The sequence below is a fragment of the Tractidigestivibacter sp. genome (assembly GCF_050946515.1).
Lineage (GTDB): Bacteria > Actinomycetota > Coriobacteriia > Coriobacteriales > Atopobiaceae > Tractidigestivibacter.
Genome location: NZ_JBMNUX010000003.1, coordinates 150593 through 174727, shown reverse-complemented (window position 1 = coordinate 174727; position 24135 = coordinate 150593). Strand labels below are relative to the sequence as shown.

Here is a 24135-nt window from a genome sequence, read left to right as displayed (position 1 = left end):
TGGCGCGCGATTGGCTCCAGACGGCCGCCCCTTTGCGCTAGGCCCTCTGCGGAACAGCGAACTTGGCGACCAAGTTCTGCAGGATATCGACCGTGGTCTCAAGCGAGCTGACCGGAATGAACTCGCGTACCGAGTGCGCATTGTATCCGCCCGTCGCAATGTTGGGGCACGGGAGCCCGCGCAGCGACAACTGCGAGCCGTCAGTGCCTCCGCGTGTCGGAATCACGTTGGGCTCGACGCCAGCCTCTCGGTAGGCCGCAAGCGCGTTGTCTATCAAGAACGGGCAGTCGCCGAAGGCCTCGGCCATGTTGCGGTACTGCTCGTGGATCGAAACCTCAACGGTTCCCTCGCCATAGCGCTTGTTCAAGAAGGCGGCGATGTCGCGAAGCGTCTGCTCGCGCTGCTCGAAAATGGCAGCATCGTGGTCACGGACGATAAAGGCAAGCGAGACATCAGAGGCCGTGCCCCTGACCGACGTGGGATGGTAGAAGCCCTCGCGGTCGCTGGTGTGCTCGGGCCTCTCCGCGGCAGGCACCATCTGCATAAACTCGGAGGCGACGGTTATGGCGTTGACCATCACGCCCTTGGCGGTGCCGGGATGAACCATCACGCCACGAATGCGCACGACGGCTGCAGACGCATTGAAGGTCTCGTAGCTGAACTCTCCTAGGTCCTCCCCGTCGACGGTGTAGCCCCATGCCGCGCCGAGCTTGTCGAGGTCAAGCAAGCTTGCGCCATGACCAATCTCCTCGTCAGGCACGAAGGCGATCTTGAGCGCCGGGTGCGGCATTTGGGGATTTGCGACAAGGCGGGAGAGAAGCGAGCAAATCTCGGCGACGCCGGCCTTGTCGTCGGCTCCCAGAAGCGTGGAGCCGTCGGAGCAGACGATGTCCTGGCCGACAAACTTCTTGAGGTCTGGGACCTGGTCAGGCGTTGTGTAAACCTCCTTGCCGTCAACGGTGCCGGCCAAAAGGTTTCCGCCTTCGTAATGCACGAGATGCGGGCGGACGTCAAGCGACGGCGCATCAAAGGACGTGTCAATATGCGCGCAAAGGCAAAGCGCAGGAAGCTCTTCTGCACCAGCAGAGGCAGGAAGCGTTGCCGTCACATAGGCGTGCTCGTCGACCTGCACGTCTACGCAGCCAATTTCCTCAAGGTCCTGGCCCAGCATATGCGCCATGCCATGCTGCAGGGGCGTAGATGGGGTCTCTTCCTCATTCTCCGGGTCCGACGGGGAGTCAACCTGCACGTAGCGCATAAAGCGCTCGACAACGTCGCTCATCATGCATCCTTTCGAATCGCCGCAAAGAAAACCAAGGCGATTCTATACCCCTTCTGCAAGCTCTCCGTCTTAATACCGACAAGAGACCCGCCGGCGAGGCGAGAAGGTCACAATCAAAAGTGCAACGGCTCGACCAGCAGAGGGGAGGCCGGCACCCAAACCGACCCACGCTATTTTTCCAGCAGAGGCTCCAAGTAACGCGCAACGCCAGAGTCCGCGCAGCTCGCCGTCATATGGTCGGCGACAGCTTTCACCTCGTCGGTCGCGTTTCCCATGGCCACCCCGTCTCCCGCCGCCTCAATCATGCTGAGGTCGTTGCTGCTGTCGCCAAAGGCGATGGTATCCGCGATTGCAATGCCCAGATAGTTGCTGAGCCAGACCAGACCTTTGCCCTTGGTGGCCTCGACGTTGGAAATCTCGGCGTTCACCGGAAGCGACTGCACGCAGACAAGGTCGGGGTGCGTTGCCACCGCGGAGAAGACCTTCTTCTTGTCTTCGGGCGTGGTGTAGAAGACGGTTGCTTTTGTGATGTCCCCCACTGCGTCGAGAAGCGCGTCCGTCTCGATATCGACAAGGGTCCTCTCGCTGATAATGAAGCGCCGCATGGCATCGCCAACGTCAACGGAATAGAACGGCTCGAAGCGCTTTCTGCTGCTATATATCTTGTCTCCCGAGAAGATGTCGAAGGTCACGTAGAGGTCACGGAGCTGCGCGTAAAGCCTGTGAAGGGTGCTCTTCTCGATAGGGATCTTGCGCAGCACCTTTCCGGTGTCCGCCTCAACTATGAGCCCTCCGTTTCCGCAGACGGCATACCTCACGCAAGGGTGCTCGACGAGCTGCTTGGGAAGGCCGGAGATGTTTCTGCCCGTGCAAGGCACAAACTGCACTCCCCGCTCATAAGCGACGTCCAGGATATGCGCGTTTTCCTCGGTAATCTCTTTCTGCGGATTCAAGAACGTGTCGTCCATATCGACAAAGACCAGCTTGACCATGACTACCTCCCCTGTTCCATCACAGCCGCAAAGAGCTATGAGAAGCGCACGCGATCTACCGCTGTCACGCGATTGGGCGGATCGTAGCCGTCTTTGAATGCGAGGATGTTGTCGACCACAATATCGCCCATGCGCTGGTTGGCCTCAAATGTGGCCGAGCCAATATGGGGAGTAGTCAGCACATTTGGAAGCTGCCAGACGCCGTCAAGCTCGGGCGGCTCATTTTCATAGACGTCAACCGCATAGCCGCCAACTTTCCCAGACTTGAGCGCATTTTCCAGGGCCTCTTTACGCACAATCCCCGCTCGGGCGGTGTTCACGAGAAGCACGCCATCCTTCATGCGCCTCAGCTCGCGCGCTCCGATAAGGTTTCTCGTGGCGGAGGTCAGCGGAGCGTGAATAGAGATGATGTCGCTTCGGCTCAGAAGGTCGTTCAAGCTTGTGTAGAGCAGCCCCAGACGCGCTGCCTCGTCTCTTTGAACGATGTCGTTGCCAATGATGTCCATGCCGAAGCCCATTGCACGCCGGGCAACGGCCATGCCAATCTGCCCGACGCCGATGATGCCAAGCGTCTTTCCATACAGGCTTCTCCCGGGAATCTTGTTCCATACGCCGCCTTTGAGCTGCGTTACCGACTCCGTGACCATCCTTGCAAGGTCAAGAATCAGCGCGAAGGTGAGGTCGGCAGTCTCTTCCCTGTTGGCGCCCGGGGTATTGGTAATCACGATGCCATGACGCGTAGCCGCATCAAAATCGATGGCATCAAAGCCAGAGCCATGTCGAGCAATAAGTCGCAGGTCAGAAAGCTTGTCGATAGTAGAGGCATCAAGCCGGTCGTTTCCTAGGATGATTGCCTGTGCGCCATCCGCATGCTCCAGGATTTCACGCGAGCTCATCGGCCTTCCCCATGGGTTCAGCCGCACCTCGCATCCAGCATCGGTCAGTCGCTTTACCGGTCCATCGTTAAAGATGCCAAAAGTTGCCGAGCATGACGCGACAACAAACGCCTCAGACATCAACCTCTCCTTACATGCGCCTCCCCCTACACGCTGAGTAGCGGATCCAAGTAGCGAGCCACCCCAGACTCCGAGCAGCTGAGCGTTACGTGGTCAGCAGCGGCCTTGCAGCCATCGGTAGCGTTTGCCATGGCGACGCCGTCACCAGCAGCAGCAAGCATCGAACGGTCATTCTCGTTGTCACCGAAAGCGACCGTCTGGCTTACCGGAACGCCAAGACGCTCGCAAAGCCACAGAAGCGATGACCCCTTGCTTGCTTCCGCACTCATGACCTCGATGTTACAACTAAGCGATTGAGTTCTGCTCAGATTCGAGAGGGAGTCGATGGCATTCCAAGCAACGTCGCGGTCCCTGTCAGTCAAATAGAACATGTTCAAGCGCGTGATGTCGTGCACAGAAGAGATTATTTGCTCCTCTCCCTCGTTGACAAGCGTACGACCGGCAACCACGAAGCTCCTTGTTGGACCCGAGAGGTCAACGCAATTGATAAGTCCCCCAAAACGCTCGCGCTGAGAATAGACGCGCCCGTCGGCAAAGATGTCGAATGTGACGTTGAGATGGCGTACCTTTCGAAAGAGCTCGGACACCGCAGACTTTTCCATAAGTACCTTGTGCACCGGCTGGCGCGTTTGCGCGTCGACGACCAGCGCACCGTTGCAGCAGATTGCATACCTCACGGCCGGATGAGAAATTAGCTCACGAGGCACGTCCCCGATGTTTCTTCCCGTGCAGGGAACAAACTGGACGCCGCGTTGGTACGCGACGTCCAGCATCTGTGCATTCTCGTGAGTGATTTTCTTATCAGGGGTGAGGAAAGTGTCGTCGAGATCGGCGAAAACCATCCTGACCATTGAGTCCCCTAATCTAGTCGATAACTGCGCCGCTCTTTGCAGAGCCCACCTGCTTGGCGTAGCGCGCAAGGAGGTGTCCGCCATTTTCGTGAATGACCGGCTTCCACTCGGCGCGGCGACGCTCGAGCTCCTCGTCAGAGACCTCGACCTCAATCAGGTTCTTGTTGAGGTCAACGTGAATCATGTCGCCATCCTGAACAAGAGCGATGGGCGCTCCCTCAAAGGCCTCGGGGCAAAGATAGCCAACGGAAAGACCGCCCGAAGCGCCCGAGAAGCGACCGTCAGTGATGACCGCGGAGTTGGGAATGCCCTTCATGATCTCGGTCACGCGGTGCAGCTCCTTCATACCAGGACCGCCCTTGGGTCCCTCGTAGCGCACGACGACGCCCGTTCCAGGCTTGATGGCGTGCGCGTCGTATGCCGCAAAGGCCTCCTCCTCGGAGTTGAATACCTGGGCGGGGCCGCTCCAGACGTGCTGGTCCACTGGCACGGCGCTCGTCTTGACCAGCGCGCCCTCGGGAGCGAGGTTGCCGTAGAGCACTTGGATGCCATTGGCAACGGAGGCGGGGTCGTCCTGCGTGCGAATGACGGAGCGATCAATAGGAACGTCGCGGTCGAGGTTCTCGCCAAGCGTCTTGCCGGTCACGGTCATGACGGAGGTGTCGAGGTCTCCCTCGATGGTCTTGAGCACTGCCTCGACGCCGCCGGCCTTGTAGAGGTTGATGCACGAGATGTCGCCATTGGGCACCACGTTGCAGATGACCGGCGTCTTGGACGTGGTCTCGGCAACCTGCGCCCAAGTGCACTCAAGACCAAGCTCGTTGGCAATGGCGGGCAGGTGGATGAGGGCGTTGAGCGAGCCTCCGATGGATGCGAGCAGCTTGACCGCGTTGTCAATGGCGCCCTGAGTCATGATGTCAGAAGGACGCACGCCCTTGCGGACAAGCTCGACCACGGCCGCGCCGGTGCGACGGGCGGAGAAGCGGCGCTGGCTCGTTGAAGACGGGAGAAGCGCCCCGTCGGGAAGCATCATGCCAAGCCCCTCGGTGAGGCATGCCATGGTATTGGCCGTGCCCAAAAACGGGCAAACGCCAGGACCCGTATAGTACTTGAGCGTGCCTTCGATGACGTCGCGCTCTGTCGCCTTGCCGGCCAGGAAGCGAGCGCGAAGCGCCTTGGACTCCGAGGGCTTTATCTCGTCATAGCAAGGACCTGCCGTCACCAGGGCCGACGGAAGGTTGATGCGCGCCGCAGCCATGAGCATCGCGGGGATGATCTTGTCGCAGCTTCCAAGGTAGACGACGCCGTCAAAGCAGCCCTCGCCCACGATCATCGCCTCGCAAGAGTCGGCAATGAGCTCGCGATGAGGCAGGCAGTAGCGCATGCCCGCATGTCCTTGGGCGATGCCGTCGCACATGCCGATGGTGTTGAACTCGATAGGCTCGCCGCCGGCCTCGAGGACGCCCTTCTTGACCTCCTCCGCAAGCTTGCGAAGCGGCTCGTGACCAGGGCAGACCTCGTTCCAGCTGTTTGCGATTGCAATGATTGGCTTGTCGGGATTCTCGAGAGAATCAACGGAAACGCCAGCAGATGCAAGGTGAGCCTTGGAAATCGCGCGCTGGAAGGGCTCCAGCTTGTCAATGGCCCGAATCATTGATTGCCTTTCTGTACTTTCGGGCGGATGCCGCATCGAAGCTTTGACTGCAACACCCGCCCGAGCAAATTCTTAACTGATGAGCGATTACTGCTCGTCGCACTTGGCCGCATAGGCCTCGATCTTGTCCATGCCGATCTTCTTCTCGATCAGGTACCAAACGCCGAGGAAGCAGATGAACAGGACCGGCACGATCACAATCGCGTACTGAGAGATGCACGACCAGAACACGATTGCGGTCTGGGTAAGAGAAGGACCAGCCATAGAGGCGATGAGTCCGTCAAAGGTAAGGCCGGTGGAAGTTGCATAGGCGGTCAGGTACGGAGCGGCGAAGGTGCCACCATACAGGATTGCCGCCATGACCGGGATGGAAATCAGGATGGAGCGGAACACGTTGCCGCGGCAGAGGGCGACGACGAGAGCAACGCGGAAGGTGACGACAGCGAGGTCAGCAAGGGGCATCATGCGGTTGCCCGGCAGGATGAAGGCAAGAAGAATCGTGATGGGGATCATGATGAGTGCCGTGGTGATGACCTCGGGGTTGCCGACAACGACGGCGGCGTCAAGGCCAATGGAGAGCGCCTGGCCACCAAACTTGTCGGAGGTGAACTTCTGGGCGGCCTGCGAGATGGGCATGAGCCCCTCAACGAACATTGCGGTCATCTTCGGCATGAGGACCATGACGGCAGCAACGTTGACGCCGGTCAGGAAGATCTGGTCAATGGGCATGAGGGCGAGGGCGCCCATGGCGCAACCAAGGATGAAGCCAAGCATCATGGGGTCGCCAAAGATTCCAAGGTACTTCTGGACGTTCTTGATCGAGAAGTTGACGTCGCGCAGGCCGGGGATGCGGTCGATGAGCCAGTTGAGCGGCGCGGCGATGATGATCGAGGACGTGTAAGAGATGGTCGGCAGCGAAACGTCAGGGATGCCGAAGAAGTGCGAGACGAGCGGCTTGGTCCAATCGGAGAACTTGAACGTCATGATGGCGGTAAAGGCGGTTGCGACCAGAGCCCACACAATGTTGCCGGTGACGAAGAAGACGAGGATTCCGGCGATCATCATGTGGTGATAGTTCCAGATATCGACGTCCATCGTCGTGGTCTTCTTCAGAACCAGCAGCAAGATGTTCAGGCCCAAGATCTCGAAAACCAGAAGGGCAACGATAGGAGATGCCCAGGTGATGGAGGAGATGGCGCCCCATCCCACGTCGGTCACGTCGAGGTTCAGACCAAAGTTCTCGACCATGGCGGAAGCAGCGGGGGTGACTGCGGACTTGAGCAGGTTGACCAGCAGGTTGATGCCAACAAAGCCGCAGGTGATCGTGATGCCGCTCTTGAAAGCCTTGCCCGGGCTCAAGCGGAAGATAAGGCCCAAGATGGTGATGATAATCGGGAGCATTACGTAGGCGCCAGCATTAATGAGCGCCTGAAAGACAGTGTATAGACCGTTAATAAACGCGTCCATTCAGGAATTCCTTTCGTTCTACGCGCACAGGGAAATTTGGGTGAGAGTCGCTTAGTCCTTCAGGGCATCGACGATCTTGTCGAGCGTTGCCTGCTCGTTAATGCCGGTCAGAAGGTTGATGGCCATGATGATCGGGGTCTTGATGTCGGGATCAGAGAACTTTCCAGACGTGATCACGAGGTCATAGTCGTTTGCCTTGCCGTGAAGCTCGAGCATCTTGCACTGCGTGACCTGGATGTTGATGCCCTTCTGGGCGCAATAGTCCTTAACCTTAGAAGCGACGACCGTAGACGTAGCCACGCCATTACCACATGCAACAAGAACCCTTTTCGCAGCCATTTCTATTCCTTCCTCGACACGCATTGCTATTTCATGGTCTAATGACCGATGACCCAGTGATGAAAAACTTCTTGATGAGCTAGTTGAAATGCGGCGCTACCAGCGCATAAATCTCGTCGGCGCTCTTTGACGCCACGACCTTGCCCACAAGCTCTTGATCCTGCACGAACGCGATGACCTTCTGCAGCATCTCAAGATGCGCATGCGCCTCGGTAAGCGCAAGCATGACAACAACGGAAACCGGGCACGTCTCGTCAGGTTCGTCCATCTTGTGCCACGCCACGGGGTGGGCCAGAACTGCCATGCAGAATGCCGCCTTGTTCACGTTCTCCACGTCGCAGTGCGGAATTGCCACGTTGTATCCGCCCATATCAAGCGCCGTGGGGAAGTTCTTCTCACGATCGACGATTGCCTGGGCGTAGGAGTCTTTGGCATAGCCCTGCTCGGTCAGCACCGAAGCGATGCGGCGTTCGACGTCCTCGCAGGTAAGTCCCTCGTCCTCGATGCGAATGACCAAAGAGCTGTTGAACGTAAGGTCTGCCATCTGATGTCCCTTCCTTAACCCGCCACTACCAGCGGACGGCTTCTTCGAGCTTGCGAAGCGACTCGGCGAGACCCTTGGAGTTGCAATTTGTGATGTCCTCAGGATTGAAGATGCCCGAACCGATGCCCGCATAGGTTGCGCCGGCGTCAAAGTACGACTGAACGTTGGCGGTATTGATGCCACCGACGACCATGATTGGCAGCTTGCCAAGCGGAGCGAGAATTGCCTTGATGTAGCCAGGACCCATGTTGCCGGCGGGGAAGATCTTCACGATGTCAGCGCCCATGTCGACCATGCGCTGGACCTCGGAGGGGCTAAACGCAGAGGGGACAGTGATGACGTTTGCCGCGCGCGCCATATCAAAGATGTCCTTGGTGAACATGATGGGCGACAGCATGAACTCTGCACCCGCATTAATGGCACGACGAGCGATGTCGGCGTTCTTGACCGTGCCAGCACCCACATGGACGTCTTTCCCGAACTCCTTCTTTGCAGCCGCGATGGACTCCATTGCGTGAGGAGAGTTGCTCGCGATCTCAACGGAGTTTGCACGCGTGCCAACAAGCTGCTCTACCACGCACAGCACCTGCTTGGTGTCATAGCCGCGAAGAATAACCGTCACCTTCGGCAGAACGAGTTCAGACATAGCCCTTCCCTTCCTTTTCTGAGTTCCTATGGCTCAAATTATGACTGCATATTTATTTTTTTCAATCGTGAGTTTGCACATCTCTTCTCCACATTTATCAAATGCTCATTCTCTCTTGGGAACTAAGACCAAATCGATGGCAATTGCACGATTGCTATAAATTAAATCCATATTTTTCCAGATAATTTAGGGTATTTCTATTGTAAAGGGTAAGTTATCACTAATTTGTTTATCGTGATTACAGAAGCATCAAGCGGTCTTCGAACACATTTTTTCCTATTGTTTGATGTATAGAATTTATTTTAAACTGCATATTTTAGGGAATTCTTTGGTCATTCTCTCCATATTTCCTCCATATTTGTAATAGGGCTCAGACAACGCCAAACAAAAAAGGCGCCGGACCTGACGATGCAGGTCCGGCGCCATGTTTTGACGCTTGAATTGTGTGCGCTACTTGGTCACGCCCGCGCGACGCTTGGCATCCTCAATCTGGGCAAGCTGCTCCTTTGACAGGTGCACCGAGCCGTAGCTCACGCCCGTCTCGTCAACTCCGGGCACATGCTCGCCCGTCACGATGGAGTCGCGCTGGTAGCGAGACTCGTCCACGTAGGGCGCCACGGCGTCGCGCAACGTGGGGTCGTCGGGGTTGGACAGGCGGAAGGTGCCGTCCTTCTCGTTCTTGAAGTTCTCCTTTGCCACGGAGATCATCAGCTTGATTCGGTTCAGCTGGTTGACCTCGGAGGCGCCGGGGTCGTAGTCGACGGCCACGATGTTGCTCTCGGGGTGCATCTGGCGCAGGCGCTTGATGACCGACTTGCCCACCACGTGGTTGGGCAGGCATGCGAACGGCTGGGCGCACACGATGTTGGGCGTGCCGTTCTCGATGAGGTCGATCATCTCGGCGGTCAGCAGCCAGCCCTCGCCCATCGTGTTGCACAGCGACAGCACCTGCTCGGCTTTGTCCGCCAGCTCGAAGATGTCCTCGTAGGGCTCGAAGCGCTCTGAGGCGGCGAGCATCTCGTTCATGGGCTTGCGGGCGGCCTCGATGATCTTGATGCCGGCCATGTGCGTGAGGCGCTTGGAGGCCTTGGAGCCCAGCTCATGCTTCATGTTGATGGGGCTCGTGAGGCCAAACAGGAAGAAGTCGACAAGGCCGGGCACGTTGGCCTCGCAGCCCTCCGACTCGATGACCTTGACCAGCTGGTTGTTGGCCGTCGGGTGGAACTTGACCAGAATCTCGCCCACCACGCCAACGCGCGGCTTGGAGCGGTCGTTTTGAAGCGGGATGGAGTCGAAGGCGCGGATGGTGTCGGCGCAGAGCTTCTCATAGCTCTTCTTGTTGAGCGTGTGGACCTCTGCCTTGGCGCGCGCCATGAACTCGTCGTGCAGGGCGTTGACCGAGCCGGGCTCCGCCTCGTAGGGGCGAGTGCGATAGACGCACTGCATCATGAGGTCGCCATAGAGCAGGATGTAGATTGCCTTGGTGAGCAGCGCCGGGTCCTTGATGGACCAGCCGGGGTTGTCCTCGTCCAGGCCGGTTGCCATGTTGATCGAGATGACCGGGATGTTGGCGTGGCCGCTCTCGCGAAGCGCCTTTCGGATCAGCGCGATGTAGTTGGTGGCGCGGCAGCCGCCGCCGGTCTGCGAGATGAGGACGGCCGTATGGTCAAGGTCGTACTTGCCGCTCTCGATGGCCTCCATGATCTGTCCGACGGTCAGGATGGACGGGTAGCAGATGTCGTTGTTGACGTACTTGAGCCCTGCGTCCACCGCGCCCTGGTCGACGGACGGGAGCAGCTCCATGTTGTAGCCGTAGTCCTTGAGCACGGCCTCTGCCAGCTCAAAGTGAACGGGGCTCATCTGCGGCGCCAGGATGGTGTAGTGCTCGTTCTGCATCTCCTTGGTGTAGCGGACCTTCTTGTACGCCGCGCTCTTGGCCTCGCGGTAGACGGGCGTGCGACGCGAGAGGTCGGTCTTGCGCGCGTGCTCCAGCGAGCCGTCGGCAAGGTGGACGCCCACGGGCTCCACCTCCTTGGCGTCGCCGGCAACGACCTCGCGGCGCAGCTCCTCCTGCTGCTCCTTCAGGGCCGCCATCAGCGAGCGGATGCGGATTCGCGCGGCACCCAGGTTGGAGACCTGGTCGATCTTGAGGACGGTGTAGATCTTGCCCGAGGCCTCAAGGATCTCCTGCACCTGGTCGGTTGTCAGGGCGTCAAGGCCGCAGCCGAACGAGAAGAGCTGGATCAGGTCAAGGTCGTTTCGGCTGGCAACGAAGCGCGCGGCACGGTACAGGCGCGAGTGGAACATCCACTGGTCGACCACGCGAATCGGGCGCTCCGGGCTCATCTTGTGCGCGACGGAGTCCTCGGTCAGCACGGCAAAACCGAAGGAATGCACCAGCTCTGGGATGGCATGGTTGATCTCGGGGTCGTTGTGGTACGGGCGGCCGGCGAGCACGATTCCGTGCCCGTTGTGCTCCTCGATCCAACGCAGCGCGTCGTCGCCGGCGCGGTGCATGGCGTCCTTGTAGTCGAGGTCGGCCTGCCAGGCGTAGTTGACGGCCTCGTCAATCTCGGTGCGCGTGATGTGCTCGCCCTTGAAGCGACCCTTGCCCTTCTTTGCGTCCTCCTCGCGCTGGACGGAGATCAGCTCGTAGAGGCGGCGCTTGAGCTCGCGCTTGTCGTCATAAGGGACGAACGGCGAGAGGTACTCGACGATGGGGTCGGAGAGCTCGTCGACGTTGAGGCCAAGCGCCTGCGGATAGCTCATCACGATCGGGCAGTTGTAGTGGTTGGTCGCCGTGTCGTCTTCCTTGCGCTCCCAGCGGATGCAGGGCATCCAGATGAAGTCGGGGTCCTTCTCCAGCAGGTTCATGATGTGACCGTGGCTGAGCTTTGCCGGGTAGCAGGCGGACTCGGACGGCATGGACTCGATGCCCGCCTCGTAGGTCTTGGCCGAGGTCTGGTCGGAGAGGATGACCGAGAAGCCCAGCTTGGTGAAGAAGGCATGCCAGAAGGGGTAGTTCTCGTACATGTTGAGCGCGCGCGGGATGCCCACGGTGCCGCGAGGAGCGGTCTCGCGGTCAAGAACCGGGCGATCAAAGAGCAGCTTGTTCTTGAACTCAAAGAGGTTGGGGGCGTCATTTTTCTTCTTGCCAGTGTTGCCCGCGCCCTTCTCGCAACGGTTGCCCGTGATGAAGCGACGGTGGTCGCCAAAGTCGTTGATCGTGAGAAGGCAGTTGTTGGAGCAGCGACCGCAGTGCACGTTGGTGCGCTTGACCTGCAGGTTGTCGATTGCCTCGCGCGAGAGGATCGTTGAGGTGCCGTTGGCGCCAGCGCGGTCACGGGCCAGAAGCGCCGCGCCGTAGGCGCCCATGCAGCCTGCGATGTCCGGGCGGATGACCTTGCGGCCGGTCAAGAGCTCAAAGGCGCGAAGGGTCGCGTCAGACATGAAGGTGCCGCCCTGGACCACGCAGTACTTGCCGATCTGGTCAAAGTCGCGCAGCTTGATGACCTTGAAGAGGGCATTCTTGATGACCGAGTAGGAAAGGCCGGCGGCGACGTCGCCGATGGTGGCGCCCTCCTTCTGCGCCTGCTTGACGCGCGAGTTCATGAACACGGTGCAGCGGCTGCCGAGGTCGACGGGGCTCTTTGCCTTCACGGCCGCCTGCGCGAACTCCTGCACCGTCATGTTCATAGACACGGCGAAGCTCTCGATGAACGAGCCGCAGCCCGACGAGCAGGCCTCGTTCAGCATGATGTGCTCGATGACGCCGTTTCTCACCTGCAGGCACTTCATGTCCTGGCCGCCGATGTCGAGAATGAACTCGACGTCGGGGACGAACGCCTTGGCGCCGCGCAGGTGGGCGACGGTCTCGATCTCGCCGGAGTCGGCACGCAGCGCCTGGATCAGGATCTGCTCGCCATAGCCGGTGGTTGTCACGTGGCCGATGGTGCAACCCTCCGGCAGCGCGTCGTAGATGCCGTCCATGATCTTGCGGGCGGTGCCCAGGACGTCGCCGTTGTTGTTGCCGTACCAGGTGTAGAGCAGCTCGCCCGCCTCGCCCACGACGGCGCACTTCATCGTGGTCGAGCCGGCGTCGATGCCGATGAACACGCGGCCACGGTAGTCGGCGAGGTTGCCCTTCGGCACGACCTCCTTGTTGTGACGCTCCTTGAACTCCTTGTAGTCCTCCTCGCTCGCGAAGAGCGGGTCGAGGCGCTGGACCTCAGAGCCCTGGACGTCCTTGAGGTCGTCCAAAGACTTGATGACGTCGGTGAAGGTGACGACCTTGTCGGACTCGCCTGCGAGCGCGGCACCCGTGGCCACGAAGAGGTGGGCGTTCTTGGGGACGATGCGATGCTCTTCGTCGAGGTCAAGCGTCACATAGAAGCGATGGCGCAGCTCGGAGAGGTACTGCAGAGGGCCGCCGAGAAACGCAACGTGACCGCGGATGGGGTGACCGCAGGCAAGTCCGGACACGGTCTGGGTGACGACGGCCTGGAAGATCGACGCCGCAACGTCCTCTGCACGGGCACCCTCGTTCAGCAGCGGCTGGACGTCGGACTTTGCGAACACGCCGCAGCGGCTCGCTATTGGGTGGATGCGCGTGGCGCCCTTGGCCAGCTCGTTCAGGCCAGCGGCGTCTGTGTGCAGAAGCGAGGCCATCTGGTCAATGAACGCGCCGGTGCCGCCGGCGCAGGTGCCGTTCATGCGCTGCTCGATGCCGTTGTCGAAGTAGATGATCTTGGCGTCCTCGCCACCGAGCTCGATGGCCACGTCGGTCTGGGGGATCAGCGTCTCGACGGCGCGCTTGGAGGCGATGACCTCTTGCACGAACTCGACGTCGAGCCACTTGGCAAGCAGCATGCCGCCCGAGCCGGTGATGGAGACGCGCATGGGCACGTCGCCCACGGCCGCGCGGGCGCGCTCGAATAGGCCCTTCGCCGTGGCGCGAATGTCGGTGTGGTGGCGCTCGTAGTTAGCGTAGACAAGGTCGTTGTCCTGGTCGATGACGGCGAGCTTGACGGTGGTGGAGCCAACGTCGATGCCCAGGCGCAGCTTGGATTTCGAGAGGTCGAGATGCTTCGCCGGCTTGAGCTCGGCTCCGTCCTGCGTCAGCTGGATAGCTGAAGTGTTCTCGGTCATTGCTGATCCTCCTCGGGGAACGCGACTGATAGCGCAAAGCTCTCAATGTCAAGGTCAATGGGGTTGTCATACAGGTCGCCAGGACGAACGAACATGAGCGCGGTCATGATGCGCGCCATGTCGTGGACGCTTTCCTTCATGCCGCTTTCCATCCAGCGTAGCAAGACCCCAACCTCGGCGGAAATGGCAAACGTGAGGTAGTAGTCGAAGAAGGCGCCGAGGGCGCGAAGGTCGATGCCGTCAAGGGCCCGGTCAGCCACAACTTCGTGAATCATCGAGCGAAGGCGCTGAGAGAAGGCGGGGTCTCCCCCATCTCCCATGAGCGGCACCAGATACGAGCCGCGGTCCTTGAAGTAGGTCAGGATCTCGACCGAGCCGGGGCAGGGCTCCTGGTGGTTGATGGCATCCGAGAGCTCGGAGAGGTGAACCTCGGAGAGCTTGGCCACAAGTGGCCGAACCTCTGCAATGGTGTCGTCCTCGATGCAGGAGACCAGATCAGGAATGTCTTTATAGTGGGAGTAGAACGTGCGTCGCGTGACGCCGGCGCGCTCCGTCACGGCTGTCACCGTGACGCGCGACAGGTCGCCTGCCGCTTGGATTTCGTCTGCGAGGGCATCTCGAAGCGCGAGACGCGTGCGCCGAGAACGGCGGTCAGTGCCCTGCGAGGCAGCGCTGATAGCCTGACTCAAACCATGCCTCCATTTCTTCACACGGTGAGAACTAATTCACGCCGTGTGAAGTATTGCACAATGTGAGTAGTATTGACGCACAAAGCAGGCTGCCACAGTCATTTCACAATTGGACGATTAGTAGCCAACGCCAGCTGCTACCTGCGGAAACGGGATGGGTGCGGAAAGGTTTCCGGATTCGTGGCTTGAGAGGTCACGCTCGAGCCACACGGTGTCGTACCAGCGCCCAAACTTCATGCCGCAATTCTTGAAGGCGCCAATCTCGTGAAAGCCAAGAGCTTGGTGAAAGAGGACGGAGGCCGGAGTCACGTATGGGTCGCCTTTCCTATCCGTGGAGGTGACGCATGCGTACAGGTTGATGACGCCCATCGCCGCAAGGCAGCGCTCGAGCTCGCCGTAAAGCCTCGTGCCAAGGTGATTGCCTCGAGCGTCCTGCCGCAGATAGATGCTGAGCTCAACGCACCATGCATAGGCATCACGTCCGTAGTAGGCGTGCGCGTAGGCATAGCCCAGGGCAGCGCCGCTGGCGTCCTCGGCGACGAGGTAGGGGTAGCCAGCGCTGATTTCGTCGATTCGCGCGGCAAACTCCTCGACGCTAGGAACAGAGTACTCAAAGGTGATGGCGGTCTTTTCCACATAGGGGGCATAGATTGCAACCAGCTGCGCGGCATCGCGATTGGTTGCGCGGCGAATCGTGACCCCACTGTCAAAGCTTGGCATTGCGCACCCTCCTAAAGTTGGACGGCAACTCAGTCAACACGAGTGATAGCACAGCCACTTTACAAGCAAGTATAGAATCGATTTTTGTCGCATAAAAACGCTAGGATGAAACGAAAAATAGGAGCGCACAGGCTAGGAGCACCAATGGGGCAGCAGTCAACTTCGCCGTTTTACGCAATAGTCTCGAGGATGAAGTACATCGATCGCTGGGCGCTCATGCGCAGCTCGAGACCGGAGAACCTGTCCGAGCATTCCCTCGACGTCGCAATTATTTCCCACGCGCTCGCAACCATAGGAAATGTGCGCTATGGGAAAGACCTCGACGCTGAAAAAGCCGCACTGATAGGGCTCTTCCACGACTCGTCGGAAATCATCACCGGCGACATGCCAACCCCGGTAAAGTATGCAAATGGACGCATACGCGATGCATACAAAGACGTAGAAGCCAAGGCGGAAGACGAGCTTTTAGACACGCTTCCTGATGACCTGAGACCGGTCTACGCGAGGGTGTTTCATCCAGACGGAAGCGATGAAGACCGCTATCTGAGGCGGCTGGTGAAGGCGGCGGACAAGATTTCTGCGCTCATCAAGTGCGTCGACGAGGCGCAGGCTGGAAACACCGAGTTTGCTAACGCAGAAGCTAGCACGCGCAAGACCGTCGATGAAATGGCAGCAGAATTGCCAGAGGTTCAAGACTTCTTAGAGGAGTTTTTGCCTCCCTATGGCTCGACTTTGGACGAGCTGCTGCGTTAGGCTCCAAGGCCAGTGCGCATAACCTCACAGACAAGGGGCTATTGGGCCCTCGTCTGTGAGGTTATGCGCACTCCGGTTCGGCACCAAGCCAGAAAACCCATGGGATGGGACCATGTTGAGGTTGTTTTGAATCTGCCATAAGCTGCCTAGCGGGCATCAAAGGAATAAAACCGCAGGTAAAAACAGGTGCTGACTTTCCGGTCTCCCGTCATGCCACCAGCCGCCAGCGGGTTGTTTGCATAGCCTTTTATAACGTCACAGCCTTTGTGCCTGCAATGATTAAGGTTATGCGCACTCACGTTAGAAAAAATGCGGGGCGTCCGCGACCTCTCGGTCGCTGACGCCCCGCTTTCGAAAGGGGTGCCAAATCAATCTTATTGCTTCTTTACCCGCAGTACGCGCGTGGAGTTGAGGACGCTAAGCATCATGACGCCCGTGTCACCAAAGACGGCCAGCCACATTGGCGCCAGGCCGAACGCCGCCATGACTAGGATCGCAATCTTGACCGCGATGGCAAACACGACATTCTGATGCGCAATCTTCTTGGTGCGGCGAGCAATCCGAATGCCATTGGCAATCTTGGAAGGCTTGTCGTCCATCAGAACGACGTCCGCAGCCTCAATGGCTGCATCAGACCCCATGGCTCCCATGGCAATGCCCACGTCAGCGCGGGCGAGCACCGGCGCGTCGTTGATGCCGTCTCCCACAAAGGCGAGGGTCCCGTCCCCGCTCTTCTGCCCCATCAGCGCCTCAACCTGCGAAACCTTGTCGGCCGGCAGCAGCTGCGAATGGTACTCGTCCAAGCCAAGGCGCGTCGCGACGTCGGCGGCAACTTCCTCGCGGTCGCCCGTCAGCATGACGCAGCGCTCAACCCCCTCCTTGTGCATCAGCCGAATGGCGTCTGCTGCGTCCTCCTTGACCTCGTCGGAGATCACGATATGACCGAGGTACGTCCCGTCGCACGCCACGTGGACGATGGTTCCCACAAGCTTGCAGGGATGGCTGTCAGCGCTCACGGCCCGCATGAGCCGCTCGTTGCCGACGGCCACCTCGTGGCCGTTGACGCTTGCGATGACGCCCTTGCCCGCGATCTCTCGAATGCCAGTAACCTCGCATCCGTCGTCGGTCTCGGGATAGGCCGCGCGAAGGGCGGCGCCGATGGGATGCGTGGAATACGACTCCACGTGCGCCGCAAGATGCAGCAGCTGCTTTTCGTTAACCTTCTCGGGATGGACGGCCGTCACGTTAAAGACGCCGCGCGTCAAAGTGCCCGTCTTGTCGAACACGACGATGTCCGCGTTGGCAAGCGCCTCAAGATAGTTGGAGCCCTTCACGAGAATGCCCTGCTTGGAGGCCGCGCCAATTCCGCCGAAAAAAGCCAGCGGCACCGAGATCACCAGCGCGCACGGGCAAGACACAACGAGGAACGTCAGAGCGCGAAGCAGCCAAGTCGAAAAGGTGCCAGAGAAGTCTCCAGAGGCCAGCGGCGGAATGAACGCCAGCGCGATTGCCGCAAAGACGACGATAGGCGTATAGACGCGCGCAAAGCGAGAGATGAAGCGCTCGGACTTCGACTTTGCGCTGCTGGCGTTCTCAACAAGGTCAAGGATGCGCGAGGCGGTAGACTCGCCGAACTCCTTCGACACGCGGACGCGCAGGAGCCCCGCTTGGTTCACGCAGCCAGAAACCACCTGATCGCCAACTGAAACGTCGCGTGGCACGGACTCGCCCGTCAACGCAACGGTATCAAGGCTGGAAGTGCCCTCGATGACCTCTCCGTCCAGAGCAATGCGCTCGCCAGGCTTGACCACGATAACATCGCCTGGATGCACGTCAGAAGGCGAGACAACCTCAACCTCGCCGTTGCGCTCAAGGTTGGCGGTGTCAGGCCGGATGTCCATGAGCTGGCTGATCGACCTCTTGCTGTTGCCCTCGGCAAACCCCTCAAAGGCCTCGCCCACCTGGAAGAACAGCATCACGAAGACGGCCTCAGCGAACTCGGTCTCGCCGCCTGGCACAAAGCCCATGCAAAGCGCGCCGATGGTCGCCACGGTCATAAGGAAGTCCTCGTTGAAGGGATGGCCGTGCACAACGGCCTCCAAGGCCTCAAGCAGCACGTCATAGCCCGCAACGAGATAGGCCGGAAGGTACAGAAGAAGCTGCTGCCACGTCTGGAGGTCCGCATTGCGACAAATCAAATACGCAACAATGAGCAGGACCGCGGAGATGATTGCACGAACGATCTTGACCTTGGGGTCGCCCTCGTCCTCTTCTTCCTCTTCCCCCTCGTCCCTCTCTTCAAGGTCCTCATCACGCTTGCAAGCTTCGCAGACCATGGTAAATTCCCTTCTTTGCAGTGCTTATGAGTGTTTGCTCATATGTTCATTGATGAGAATATACCCCTTTGGTGTGCCCGTCAAGACAATTTGGGAAGATGCACAGAGCCTGCTTGTTGCCGGTCCCATCACGCGTAACGCATTGGTGACAGGCGCCGCCGCAGGTAACCATGGCCGCTACAATCGGGTAAGAGCCACCTAGGGCAGCCCCACGGGGCGCCGCCACCGACAGCTACGGAGGACGCAATGGCAAAGATTCAGATGAAGACGCCGCTCGTTGAGATGGACGGCGACGAGATGACCCGCATCATGTGGAAGATGATCAAGGACGACCTGCTCACTCCCTTCGTCGACCTCAAGACCGAGTACTACGACCTCGGCCTCAAGCATCGCGACGAGACCAACGACCAGGTGACCATCGACTCCGCCGAGGCAACCAAGCGCCTGGGCGTGGCCGTCAAGTGCGCCACTATCACCCCCAACGCCGCCCGCGTGGAGGAGTATGGCCTCAAGCAAATGTGGAAGAGCCCCAACGGTACCATCCGCGCCATGCTCGATGGCACCGTGTTCCGTACCCCCATCCAGGTGAAGGGGATCGAGCCGCAGGTCAAGTGCTGGAAGAAGCCCATCACCATTGCCCGTCACGCCTACGGCGACGTCTACAAGAACACGGAGATGCGCATCCCCGGGCCTGGCAAGGTAGAGCTCGTCTACACCGCCGCGGACGGCACCGAGCAGCGCGCGCTCGTCCACGAGTTCGACGGCGCAGGCGTGGTACAGGGCGTGCACAACCTGGACGCCTCCATCACGAGCTTCGCGCGCAGCTGCTTTGAGTATGCGCTCTCCACGAAGCGCGACCTCTGGTTTGCCACCAAGGACACCATCTCCAAGACCTACGACCACCGCTTCAAGGACATCTTCGCCGAGCTCTACGAGAGCGAGTACAAGGAGAGGTTCGAGGCGGCCGGCATCACCTACTTCTACACGCTGATCGATGACGTAGCAGCGCGGCTCATGCGCACCGAGGGCGGCTTCGTCTGGGCCTGCAAGAACTACGACGGCGACGTGATGAGCGACCTGCTCTCCAGCGCCTTTGGCTCGCTTGCGCTCATGACCAGCGTGCTTGTCTCGCCCCATGGCTACTATGAGTACGAGGCCGCGCACGGCACCGTACAGCGCCACTACTACAAGTACCTCAAGGGCGAGCCCACGAGCACAAACTCCGTGGCCACGATCTTTGCCTGGTCAGGGGCTCTGCGCAAGCGCGGAGAGCTGGACGGGCTTCCCGAGCTCCAAGACTTTGCCGACAAGCTCGAGCACGCCACCATCGCCACGATCGAGTCAGGTCGCATGACCGGGGACCTCGCGAGAATCACGACGCTCCCCAACCCCGTAAAGCTCGGCACCGAGGAGTTCATCCAGGCCGTTGCAGACGAGCTGCGCAGCGAGCTCGGTGCGTGAAGGGTCGGCACGAGAAACCTAGCGGACGAAGCGGAAGGCGGAAGGGCAGCGCATGGACTACGTGTTTTTCGATCTGGACGACACGCTCTATGACCAGGCGCAGCCCTTCGCGTTCGCTTACCGCAAGGTCTTTGGCACGCGGTTTGACACCGCGGGACCTGGCGCCTCTCCCCTAGACGTGGAAGCGTTGTTCAGCGCGAGCAGGCGACACAGCGAGGCGGTCTTTCTTGCCTCGGAGCGCGGCGAGATGTCGATGGAGGACATGTACGTCTATCGCATCCAGAAGGCATTCGAGGACTTCGGCATCAGCGTCAGCGCGGACGAGTGCCTGAGGATGCAGGCAATCTACGCCGCGAGCCAGGAGAGCGCAATCGAGGTATCGCCCACCATGGCGCGAGTGCTTGATTGGTGCCGTGAAAACTCGCATCCCGGCATCATCAGCAACGGACCGGCGGAGCATCAGCTCAAGAAGATCGAGGCGCTGCGCCTCGACCGATGGGTTTCTCCGGAAGAGACCTTCATCTCTAGCATTGTGGGCGTCGCAAAGCCCGATCCGGCCATCTTTTACCTTGCGTGCGAGAGGTGCGGGACCAGCCCAAAGAGATGCCTCTACGTAGGAGACTCGTTCAAGCCAGACGTGGGAGGAGCCGCTGCGGCGGGCATGCCCGTCGTGTGGTTTAACCGCAGGCACCGTGACGAGCCAGACGGGCAAGGCGACCCCGTGCCAAATTGGATTGTGGAAAGCGAGAAGGAGCTGCTAGGGCTGCTTCCCACCCTCGCGTAGACTCATCGTTGCATCCGACCGGAGGTCTGTCTTGCCAGTGTTTCTCTTCGCGCTCGTCGTCTTTGTCGCCTGGATAGTGGTGCTGAGCTGCACCATCATGGCGCGCGGAAGGCGGACGGCACCGGACGACCTCGACGTCGTCATCGTGCTCGGCGCGCAGGTGATGCCGGACGGCGCGGCCAGCCCAACGCTCAAGCTGCGCATCGATGCAGCAGCCAACTATCTGCATGCTCATCCCGCCTGCCGCTGCATCGTCTCGGGCGGCAAGGTAGGAACCGAGGGAAGGTCGGAGGCTTCGTGCATGAACGAGGGGCTTCTCGCCCAAGGCGTTGACGCTGGGCGCATCACGCTGGAAGAGCGCTCCACGACCACGGTCGAGAACATGCGCTTCTCGAAGGCGTTGTTGGAGCCCGGCGAGCGCGTAGGCATCGTAACCAGCAACTTTCACCTCTACCGCGCGCTCGGCATCGCGCGCCGCGAGGGCATCGAGGGCGCTCGCGGAGTCCCCGCCCCCTCGTCTAGGCGGTCGCTTGTCAGCAATCTGCTTCGCGAGTGCGGCTGCCTGGCGCTTGGCTTCTTCAACCGGCACTTCAAGAGGAGCTGACCGATGGGCTACGGATACGAGATTCTCTCCACGCCTGCTGCCTACCTCAAGAGGGCGCAGGTCGGAGCCAAAGAAGCCGGGCGCTCGAGCAAGGCCGTCGTGATTCCCTTTGGCTCCCACCGCCTGCAGCATTGCGTGCTGTGGGAGCCAGACCACGTGACGCACGACGAGACCGTCATGTACTTCCACGGCGGCGGGTATCTGGTGGGCACGCCGGAGTCGATGATCAACGCAGCCGACGTGTACAACTCGCAGGGCTACCGCTTCTGCTCGGTTGGGTTTCGCATCATGCCGGCAAATCCCTTCCCCGCGCAGGTAGACGACGCGTTTGACGGGATAGCCGCGGCTCTTTCGTGGCTCGGCGAGCACGGCCGGCCCGCCGAGCGCTTCTTTGTGGGAGGCTCCTCATGCGGCGGCCACCTGGCAACGCTCGTCGGGTACGGCACGTGGCTTCAGCGCGCGCACCGCCTGGACCCCGCGCGCGTCGCCGGCGTGATTTCAGTCGCCGCCATCACCGATGCTGACGACATGCTCTTGCACCCGCTTCTTGCGCCCGTCTGGCCGCACTACATCAGCCTTCCCGCAGGAAGCTCGCATGAGGAGCGCCACCAGGCGCTGCTTCCCTACTCGCCCATCGCGCTTCTAGACCAAATACCCGCACATGCGCCGCTCCCGCCGTTCTTTGCCATCCATGGCGTCGCGGACCAGATGAGCCCCTATGCACACGAGGTCACGTTCGTGCGAAAGCTGCAGCACATGGGCGGCACGAGCGCGGCGCGCCTCCACACGATAGATGACCCCGTCTGGCAGCACATGTGGACCACGGTCACGCTGCATCGCAACTCGGTCGAGAAGAGCGCGCCCCTCACAGCGCTCTTCGCCTGGCTGGATGAGGTCACAAGCTGAAACAGCCCGGCGCGCACAGGCACGCCAGGCTGCAAAGGCTGGGTATTATCCGCGCTTGTTGAGCTTACTGACTTACCTCCAGAAGCCTCTGCTCTACTCGAGCCGTAACCTCAAGGTAGTAGGCGTCGTCCGCCGCGCTGAGGGTGCTCTCATCAACCTCGTCCATCTTCTGAGCCCAATCAGCCTCCTGCTGCAACATGCTGTTGTAATCAGCAAGCATAGATGCCTGATCCTCTGAGCTTGCGTCATCGTACTTCTCTATGAAGTCGCAGTACTGGTTCATGAACTCCTCGTAGGAGTCTCATCTCCTTGAACTCGGGCGTCACCGCCGACGCATCCGTGGTCGAGGTGTCGGTAGACGAGTCGGAAGAGCTGTCAGAAGTGACAGAAGCGCTCGTGGAGCTCGCATCCGAGGCGTCTGCCGAGATTCGAACGGTGTTGTTGCCCTCGTAGTCGATACGAATCTTCACGCCGTCCTCGTTGCTCGCACTATAGAAGGTGTCTCCGCTGCTGTAATCAACCGTGAACCCGGCAGCCTTGCACTGATCGGCGTATGCGGAGAAGGCGTTCTGGTCCATATCGCCAACCAGCACGACATAGCTCGTGGAGCTATCCGTCACAACCGAGCCGCGCGTTGAGGACGGAGCGGGAAGAGTCGCTCCAGGCGCGCTCGTCAACCAGGCAAGGTCGCTCATTTCGACCGGCGCTTCAAGACTGACAGAGATTTCCTCGCTGCTCTCGTAGTACGAGAGACGAAGCTCGTAGCCCTCCTCGTTGTACGCAGAATACGAGGTCGTATTGGTCTCGGCGTCAACCGTAAAGCCCTTCTCCTTGCATGCCTCAACATAGTCCGAGTAGTCGCTGCTCGAGCACTTGTAAAGGTCGGCAGAGAAGGGCGTGTCACTATTGGAAATCACCTCGCCCTTTTTCGTGCTGGGCTCAGGAAGCACCGTAGCCAAGCCGGTAGTCGGTCATTCGAGATTCTTGCTCTCATCAGAGTTGCGCCTCGAGACCGCAAAGAGAACGATCAGCACAACTACCACAAGCGCAATGATCTTGCCCTTATGGCTCTTCGGCTTGGGGACGCCTCCGCCTGTAGTTGCCCCTGTTCCTCCGGACTCCCCGGCTTTCTCCCACTCCATGAAAGGCTCCCTTCTGCACAAACGCTCAAGTACATTCCGCCGGCGTCAATTCTGGAAGACCTATCAAGCGATTTCCTCAGTTGCCAACTGAATTGGGGCGCTTATTCAGTTGGCAACTGAGGAAAATTTTTATCGGCCCCCTACCATGTGGTTTGGTCGCTTAAAACCACAACTCAGAGGCGCAGATGCAATCCGGCAACTCATATAACCTTGAGCAGGGCGAGTTCATCGTCCTGCAGCAAAGTGACGCAAGCCTCGTCACCGCTAACGGCAAAGACCCCCTCGCGGAGGTCGTCCTCACCAACAGGCACCTCATCCTTGTGGCAAACGTCTCCGAAGGGCTCTTCAAGACTTCTCGCAACCTCAAGCGGATTCCTCTCGAACAGACTCTGGACGACATCGGGGTGCCGCGCCTCTTGGTCTCGAGGGTGCGCGATGAGGACGTCCTCAACATTGCCATTGCAGATGACTCGGTGACGCTGAGCTTCTCCCAAGGCTCAAAAAGCGCCGCGCAGCGCTGGGAGGCCTCCATCACGAGCGCGGCTCTTGGCGACCTCTCCGACATCCGCTCGGGAAACGAGACTATTGATGCCGCCAGCGACTTTGTCGAGAGTGCCAAGGGAGCATTCGGCGGAATCTTCGGAGGCGGAAGACCTTCCCCAAAGAAGAAGGGCACATCCATCAAGGTGCCCGCCACAGTGACCGCCCGATGCATCAGCTGCCATGCACCGCTAGTCGGTCGCAAGGGATCGGTCGTCACGTGCAGCTATTGCGACACAAAGCAGACGCTCTAGGAGGCCG

22 protein-coding genes are annotated in these 24135 nt (G+C 59.8%); 6 read left to right on the top strand and 16 right to left on the bottom strand.

The genetic code is table 11. The annotated features are described in order from the left end of the window. Nucleotides 1–37: 37 nt before the first annotated feature. The 12 genes from pepT to ACOYJL_RS02990 form a co-directional block, all read right to left on the bottom strand. Nucleotides 38–1282 (bottom strand): peptidase T, encoded by a 1245-nt coding sequence (pepT, locus tag ACOYJL_RS03045; protein WP_433568739.1) that lies wholly within the window; start codon nt 1280–1282, stop codon nt 38–40. A 170-nt stretch (nt 1283–1452) separates the two neighbouring features. Then, entirely contained in the window at nt 1453–2274 is an 822-nt protein-coding gene (locus tag ACOYJL_RS03040) for a Cof-type HAD-IIB family hydrolase (protein ID WP_433568738.1), read from the bottom strand. A gap of 35 nt (nt 2275–2309) precedes the next feature. Continuing rightward, nucleotides 2310–3290, bottom strand: coding sequence for a phosphoglycerate dehydrogenase (locus ACOYJL_RS03035; protein WP_433568737.1), 981 nt, complete (start codon nt 3288–3290; stop codon nt 2310–2312). Nucleotides 3291–3316: 26 nt separating this feature from the next. Then, nucleotides 3317–4141, bottom strand: coding sequence for a Cof-type HAD-IIB family hydrolase (locus ACOYJL_RS03030; protein WP_433568736.1), 825 nt, complete (start codon nt 4139–4141; stop codon nt 3317–3319). Nucleotides 4142–4154: 13 nt separating this feature from the next. Continuing rightward, complete coding sequence (gene ilvD, locus ACOYJL_RS03025; protein WP_433568735.1) at nt 4155–5795, bottom strand: dihydroxy-acid dehydratase; 1641 nt, start codon at nt 5793–5795, stop codon at nt 4155–4157. Nucleotides 5796–5882: 87 nt separating this feature from the next. After that, nucleotides 5883–7262, bottom strand: a complete 1380-nt coding sequence (locus tag ACOYJL_RS03020) for a PTS galactitol transporter subunit IIC (protein ID WP_433568734.1) — start codon at nt 7260–7262, stop codon at nt 5883–5885. Between the two features lie 51 nt (nt 7263–7313). Beyond that, on the bottom strand, nt 7314–7601 hold the full coding sequence (locus ACOYJL_RS03015; RefSeq protein ID WP_433568733.1) for a PTS sugar transporter subunit IIB: 288 nt from the start codon (nt 7599–7601) through the stop codon (nt 7314–7316). A 79-nt stretch (nt 7602–7680) separates the two neighbouring features. Next, entirely contained in the window at nt 7681–8145 is a 465-nt protein-coding gene (locus ACOYJL_RS03010) for a PTS sugar transporter subunit IIA (RefSeq protein WP_433568732.1), read from the bottom strand. 25 nt (nt 8146–8170) lie between these two features. After that, complete coding sequence (locus ACOYJL_RS03005) at nt 8171–8791, bottom strand: bifunctional 4-hydroxy-2-oxoglutarate aldolase/2-dehydro-3-deoxy-phosphogluconate aldolase (protein ID WP_433568731.1); 621 nt, start codon at nt 8789–8791, stop codon at nt 8171–8173. Nucleotides 8792–9241: 450 nt separating this feature from the next. Further along, complete coding sequence (locus ACOYJL_RS03000) at nt 9242–13939, bottom strand: acyl-CoA dehydratase activase-related protein (protein WP_433568730.1); 4698 nt, start codon at nt 13937–13939, stop codon at nt 9242–9244. Beyond that, entirely contained in the window at nt 13936–14628 is a 693-nt protein-coding gene (locus ACOYJL_RS02995) for a TetR/AcrR family transcriptional regulator (RefSeq protein ID WP_433568729.1), read from the bottom strand. The genes ACOYJL_RS03000 and ACOYJL_RS02995 overlap by 4 nt, the downstream gene beginning before the upstream one ends. A 117-nt stretch (nt 14629–14745) precedes the next feature. Next, nucleotides 14746–15348 carry an N-acetyltransferase family protein gene (locus tag ACOYJL_RS02990; protein WP_433568728.1) on the bottom strand — a complete coding sequence of 201 codons (603 nt, stop codon included), beginning with the start codon at nt 15346–15348 and terminating at the stop codon, nt 14746–14748. A gap of 189 nt (nt 15349–15537) precedes the next feature. On the opposite strand from ACOYJL_RS02990, the gene yfbR reads away from it, so the two are divergent. After that, the gene (gene yfbR, locus ACOYJL_RS02985; RefSeq protein WP_433568727.1) at nt 15538–16101 is read left to right on the top strand and encodes a 5'-deoxynucleotidase; all 564 of its coding nucleotides are present in this window, start codon (nt 15538–15540) and stop codon (nt 16099–16101) included. Between the two features lie 374 nt (nt 16102–16475). Here yfbR and ACOYJL_RS02980 read toward each other — a convergent pair whose 3' ends face one another. Beyond that, a complete protein-coding gene (locus tag ACOYJL_RS02980) occupies nt 16476–18437 on the bottom strand; it encodes a heavy metal translocating P-type ATPase (protein WP_433568726.1) in 1962 nt (653 codons plus the stop codon). A gap of 246 nt (nt 18438–18683) precedes the next feature. On the opposite strand from ACOYJL_RS02980, the gene ACOYJL_RS02975 reads away from it, so the two are divergent. From ACOYJL_RS02975 to ACOYJL_RS02960, 4 genes are read left to right on the top strand one after another with little or no spacing between them, the layout of a single operon-like run. Further along, nucleotides 18684–19898, top strand: coding sequence for an NADP-dependent isocitrate dehydrogenase (locus tag ACOYJL_RS02975; protein WP_433568725.1), 1215 nt, complete (start codon nt 18684–18686; stop codon nt 19896–19898). Nucleotides 19899–19950: 52 nt separating this feature from the next. After that, the gene (locus tag ACOYJL_RS02970) at nt 19951–20682 is read left to right on the top strand and encodes an HAD family hydrolase (protein WP_433568724.1); all 732 of its coding nucleotides are present in this window, start codon (nt 19951–19953) and stop codon (nt 20680–20682) included. A gap of 37 nt (nt 20683–20719) precedes the next feature. Beyond that, nucleotides 20720–21286, top strand: coding sequence for a YdcF family protein (locus tag ACOYJL_RS02965; RefSeq protein ID WP_433568799.1), 567 nt, complete (start codon nt 20720–20722; stop codon nt 21284–21286). Nucleotides 21287–21289: 3 nt separating this feature from the next. Continuing rightward, nucleotides 21290–22192, top strand: a complete 903-nt coding sequence (locus tag ACOYJL_RS02960; RefSeq protein ID WP_433568723.1) for an alpha/beta hydrolase — start codon at nt 21290–21292, stop codon at nt 22190–22192. 64 nt (nt 22193–22256) lie between these two features. On the opposite strand, the gene ACOYJL_RS02955 is transcribed toward ACOYJL_RS02960, so the two are convergent. The 3 genes from ACOYJL_RS02955 to ACOYJL_RS02945 are packed head-to-tail and all read right to left on the bottom strand — an operon-like array spanning nt 22257 to nt 23334. Continuing rightward, a complete protein-coding gene (locus ACOYJL_RS02955) occupies nt 22257–22475 on the bottom strand; it encodes a DUF6591 domain-containing protein (RefSeq protein ID WP_433568722.1) in 219 nt (72 codons plus the stop codon). Continuing rightward, a complete protein-coding gene (locus ACOYJL_RS02950; protein WP_433568721.1) occupies nt 22438–23151 on the bottom strand; it encodes a DUF6591 domain-containing protein in 714 nt (237 codons plus the stop codon). Before ACOYJL_RS02950 ends, ACOYJL_RS02955 begins: the two co-directional genes overlap by 38 nt. A 12-nt stretch (nt 23152–23163) precedes the next feature. Next, nucleotides 23164–23334, bottom strand: a complete 171-nt coding sequence (locus ACOYJL_RS02945; RefSeq protein ID WP_433568720.1) for a hypothetical protein — start codon at nt 23332–23334, stop codon at nt 23164–23166. Between the two features lie 185 nt (nt 23335–23519). Here ACOYJL_RS02945 and ACOYJL_RS02940 point away from each other — a divergent pair, with 185 nt between their 5' ends. After that, a complete protein-coding gene (locus ACOYJL_RS02940; RefSeq protein WP_433568719.1) occupies nt 23520–24128 on the top strand; it encodes a hypothetical protein in 609 nt (202 codons plus the stop codon). The last annotated feature ends 7 nt before the right edge of the window (nt 24129–24135 follow it).

Bases quoted from the DNA above. Each gene is read 5' to 3' on its own strand.
- pepT (WP_433568739.1), bottom strand. From the start codon at position 1,282: ATGAGCGACGTTGTCGAGCGCTTTATGCGCTACGTGCAGGTTGACTCC.
- ACOYJL_RS03040 (WP_433568738.1), bottom strand. From the start codon at position 2,274: ATGGTCAAGCTGGTCTTTGTCGATATGGACGACACGTTCTTGAATCCG.
- ACOYJL_RS03035 (WP_433568737.1), bottom strand. From the start codon at position 3,290: ATGTCTGAGGCGTTTGTTGTCGCGTCATGCTCGGCAACTTTTGGCATC.
- ACOYJL_RS03030 (WP_433568736.1), bottom strand. From the start codon at position 4,141: ATGGTCAGGATGGTTTTCGCCGATCTCGACGACACTTTCCTCACCCCT.
- ilvD (WP_433568735.1), bottom strand. From the start codon at position 5,795: ATGATTCGGGCCATTGACAAGCTGGAGCCCTTCCAGCGCGCGATTTCC.
- ACOYJL_RS03020 (WP_433568734.1), bottom strand. From the start codon at position 7,262: ATGGACGCGTTTATTAACGGTCTATACACTGTCTTTCAGGCGCTCATT.
- ACOYJL_RS03015 (WP_433568733.1), bottom strand. From the start codon at position 7,601: ATGGCTGCGAAAAGGGTTCTTGTTGCATGTGGTAATGGCGTGGCTACG.
- ACOYJL_RS03010 (WP_433568732.1), bottom strand. From the start codon at position 8,145: ATGGCAGACCTTACGTTCAACAGCTCTTTGGTCATTCGCATCGAGGAC.
- ACOYJL_RS03005 (WP_433568731.1), bottom strand. From the start codon at position 8,791: ATGTCTGAACTCGTTCTGCCGAAGGTGACGGTTATTCTTCGCGGCTAT.
- ACOYJL_RS03000 (WP_433568730.1), bottom strand. From the start codon at position 13,939: ATGACCGAGAACACTTCAGCTATCCAGCTGACGCAGGACGGAGCCGAG.
- ACOYJL_RS02990 (WP_433568728.1), bottom strand. From the start codon at position 15,348: ATGCCAAGCTTTGACAGTGGGGTCACGATTCGCCGCGCAACCAATCGC.
- yfbR (WP_433568727.1), top strand. From the start codon at position 15,538: ATGAAGTACATCGATCGCTGGGCGCTCATGCGCAGCTCGAGACCGGAG.
- ACOYJL_RS02980 (WP_433568726.1), bottom strand. From the start codon at position 18,437: ATGGTCTGCGAAGCTTGCAAGCGTGATGAGGACCTTGAAGAGAGGGAC.
- ACOYJL_RS02975 (WP_433568725.1), top strand. From the start codon at position 18,684: ATGGCAAAGATTCAGATGAAGACGCCGCTCGTTGAGATGGACGGCGAC.
- ACOYJL_RS02970 (WP_433568724.1), top strand. From the start codon at position 19,951: ATGGACTACGTGTTTTTCGATCTGGACGACACGCTCTATGACCAGGCG.
- ACOYJL_RS02960 (WP_433568723.1), top strand. From the start codon at position 21,290: ATGGGCTACGGATACGAGATTCTCTCCACGCCTGCTGCCTACCTCAAG.
- ACOYJL_RS02955 (WP_433568722.1), bottom strand. From the start codon at position 22,475: ATGAACCAGTACTGCGACTTCATAGAGAAGTACGATGACGCAAGCTCA.
- ACOYJL_RS02945 (WP_433568720.1), bottom strand. From the start codon at position 23,334: ATGGAGTGGGAGAAAGCCGGGGAGTCCGGAGGAACAGGGGCAACTACA.
- ACOYJL_RS02940 (WP_433568719.1), top strand. From the start codon at position 23,520: ATGCAATCCGGCAACTCATATAACCTTGAGCAGGGCGAGTTCATCGTC.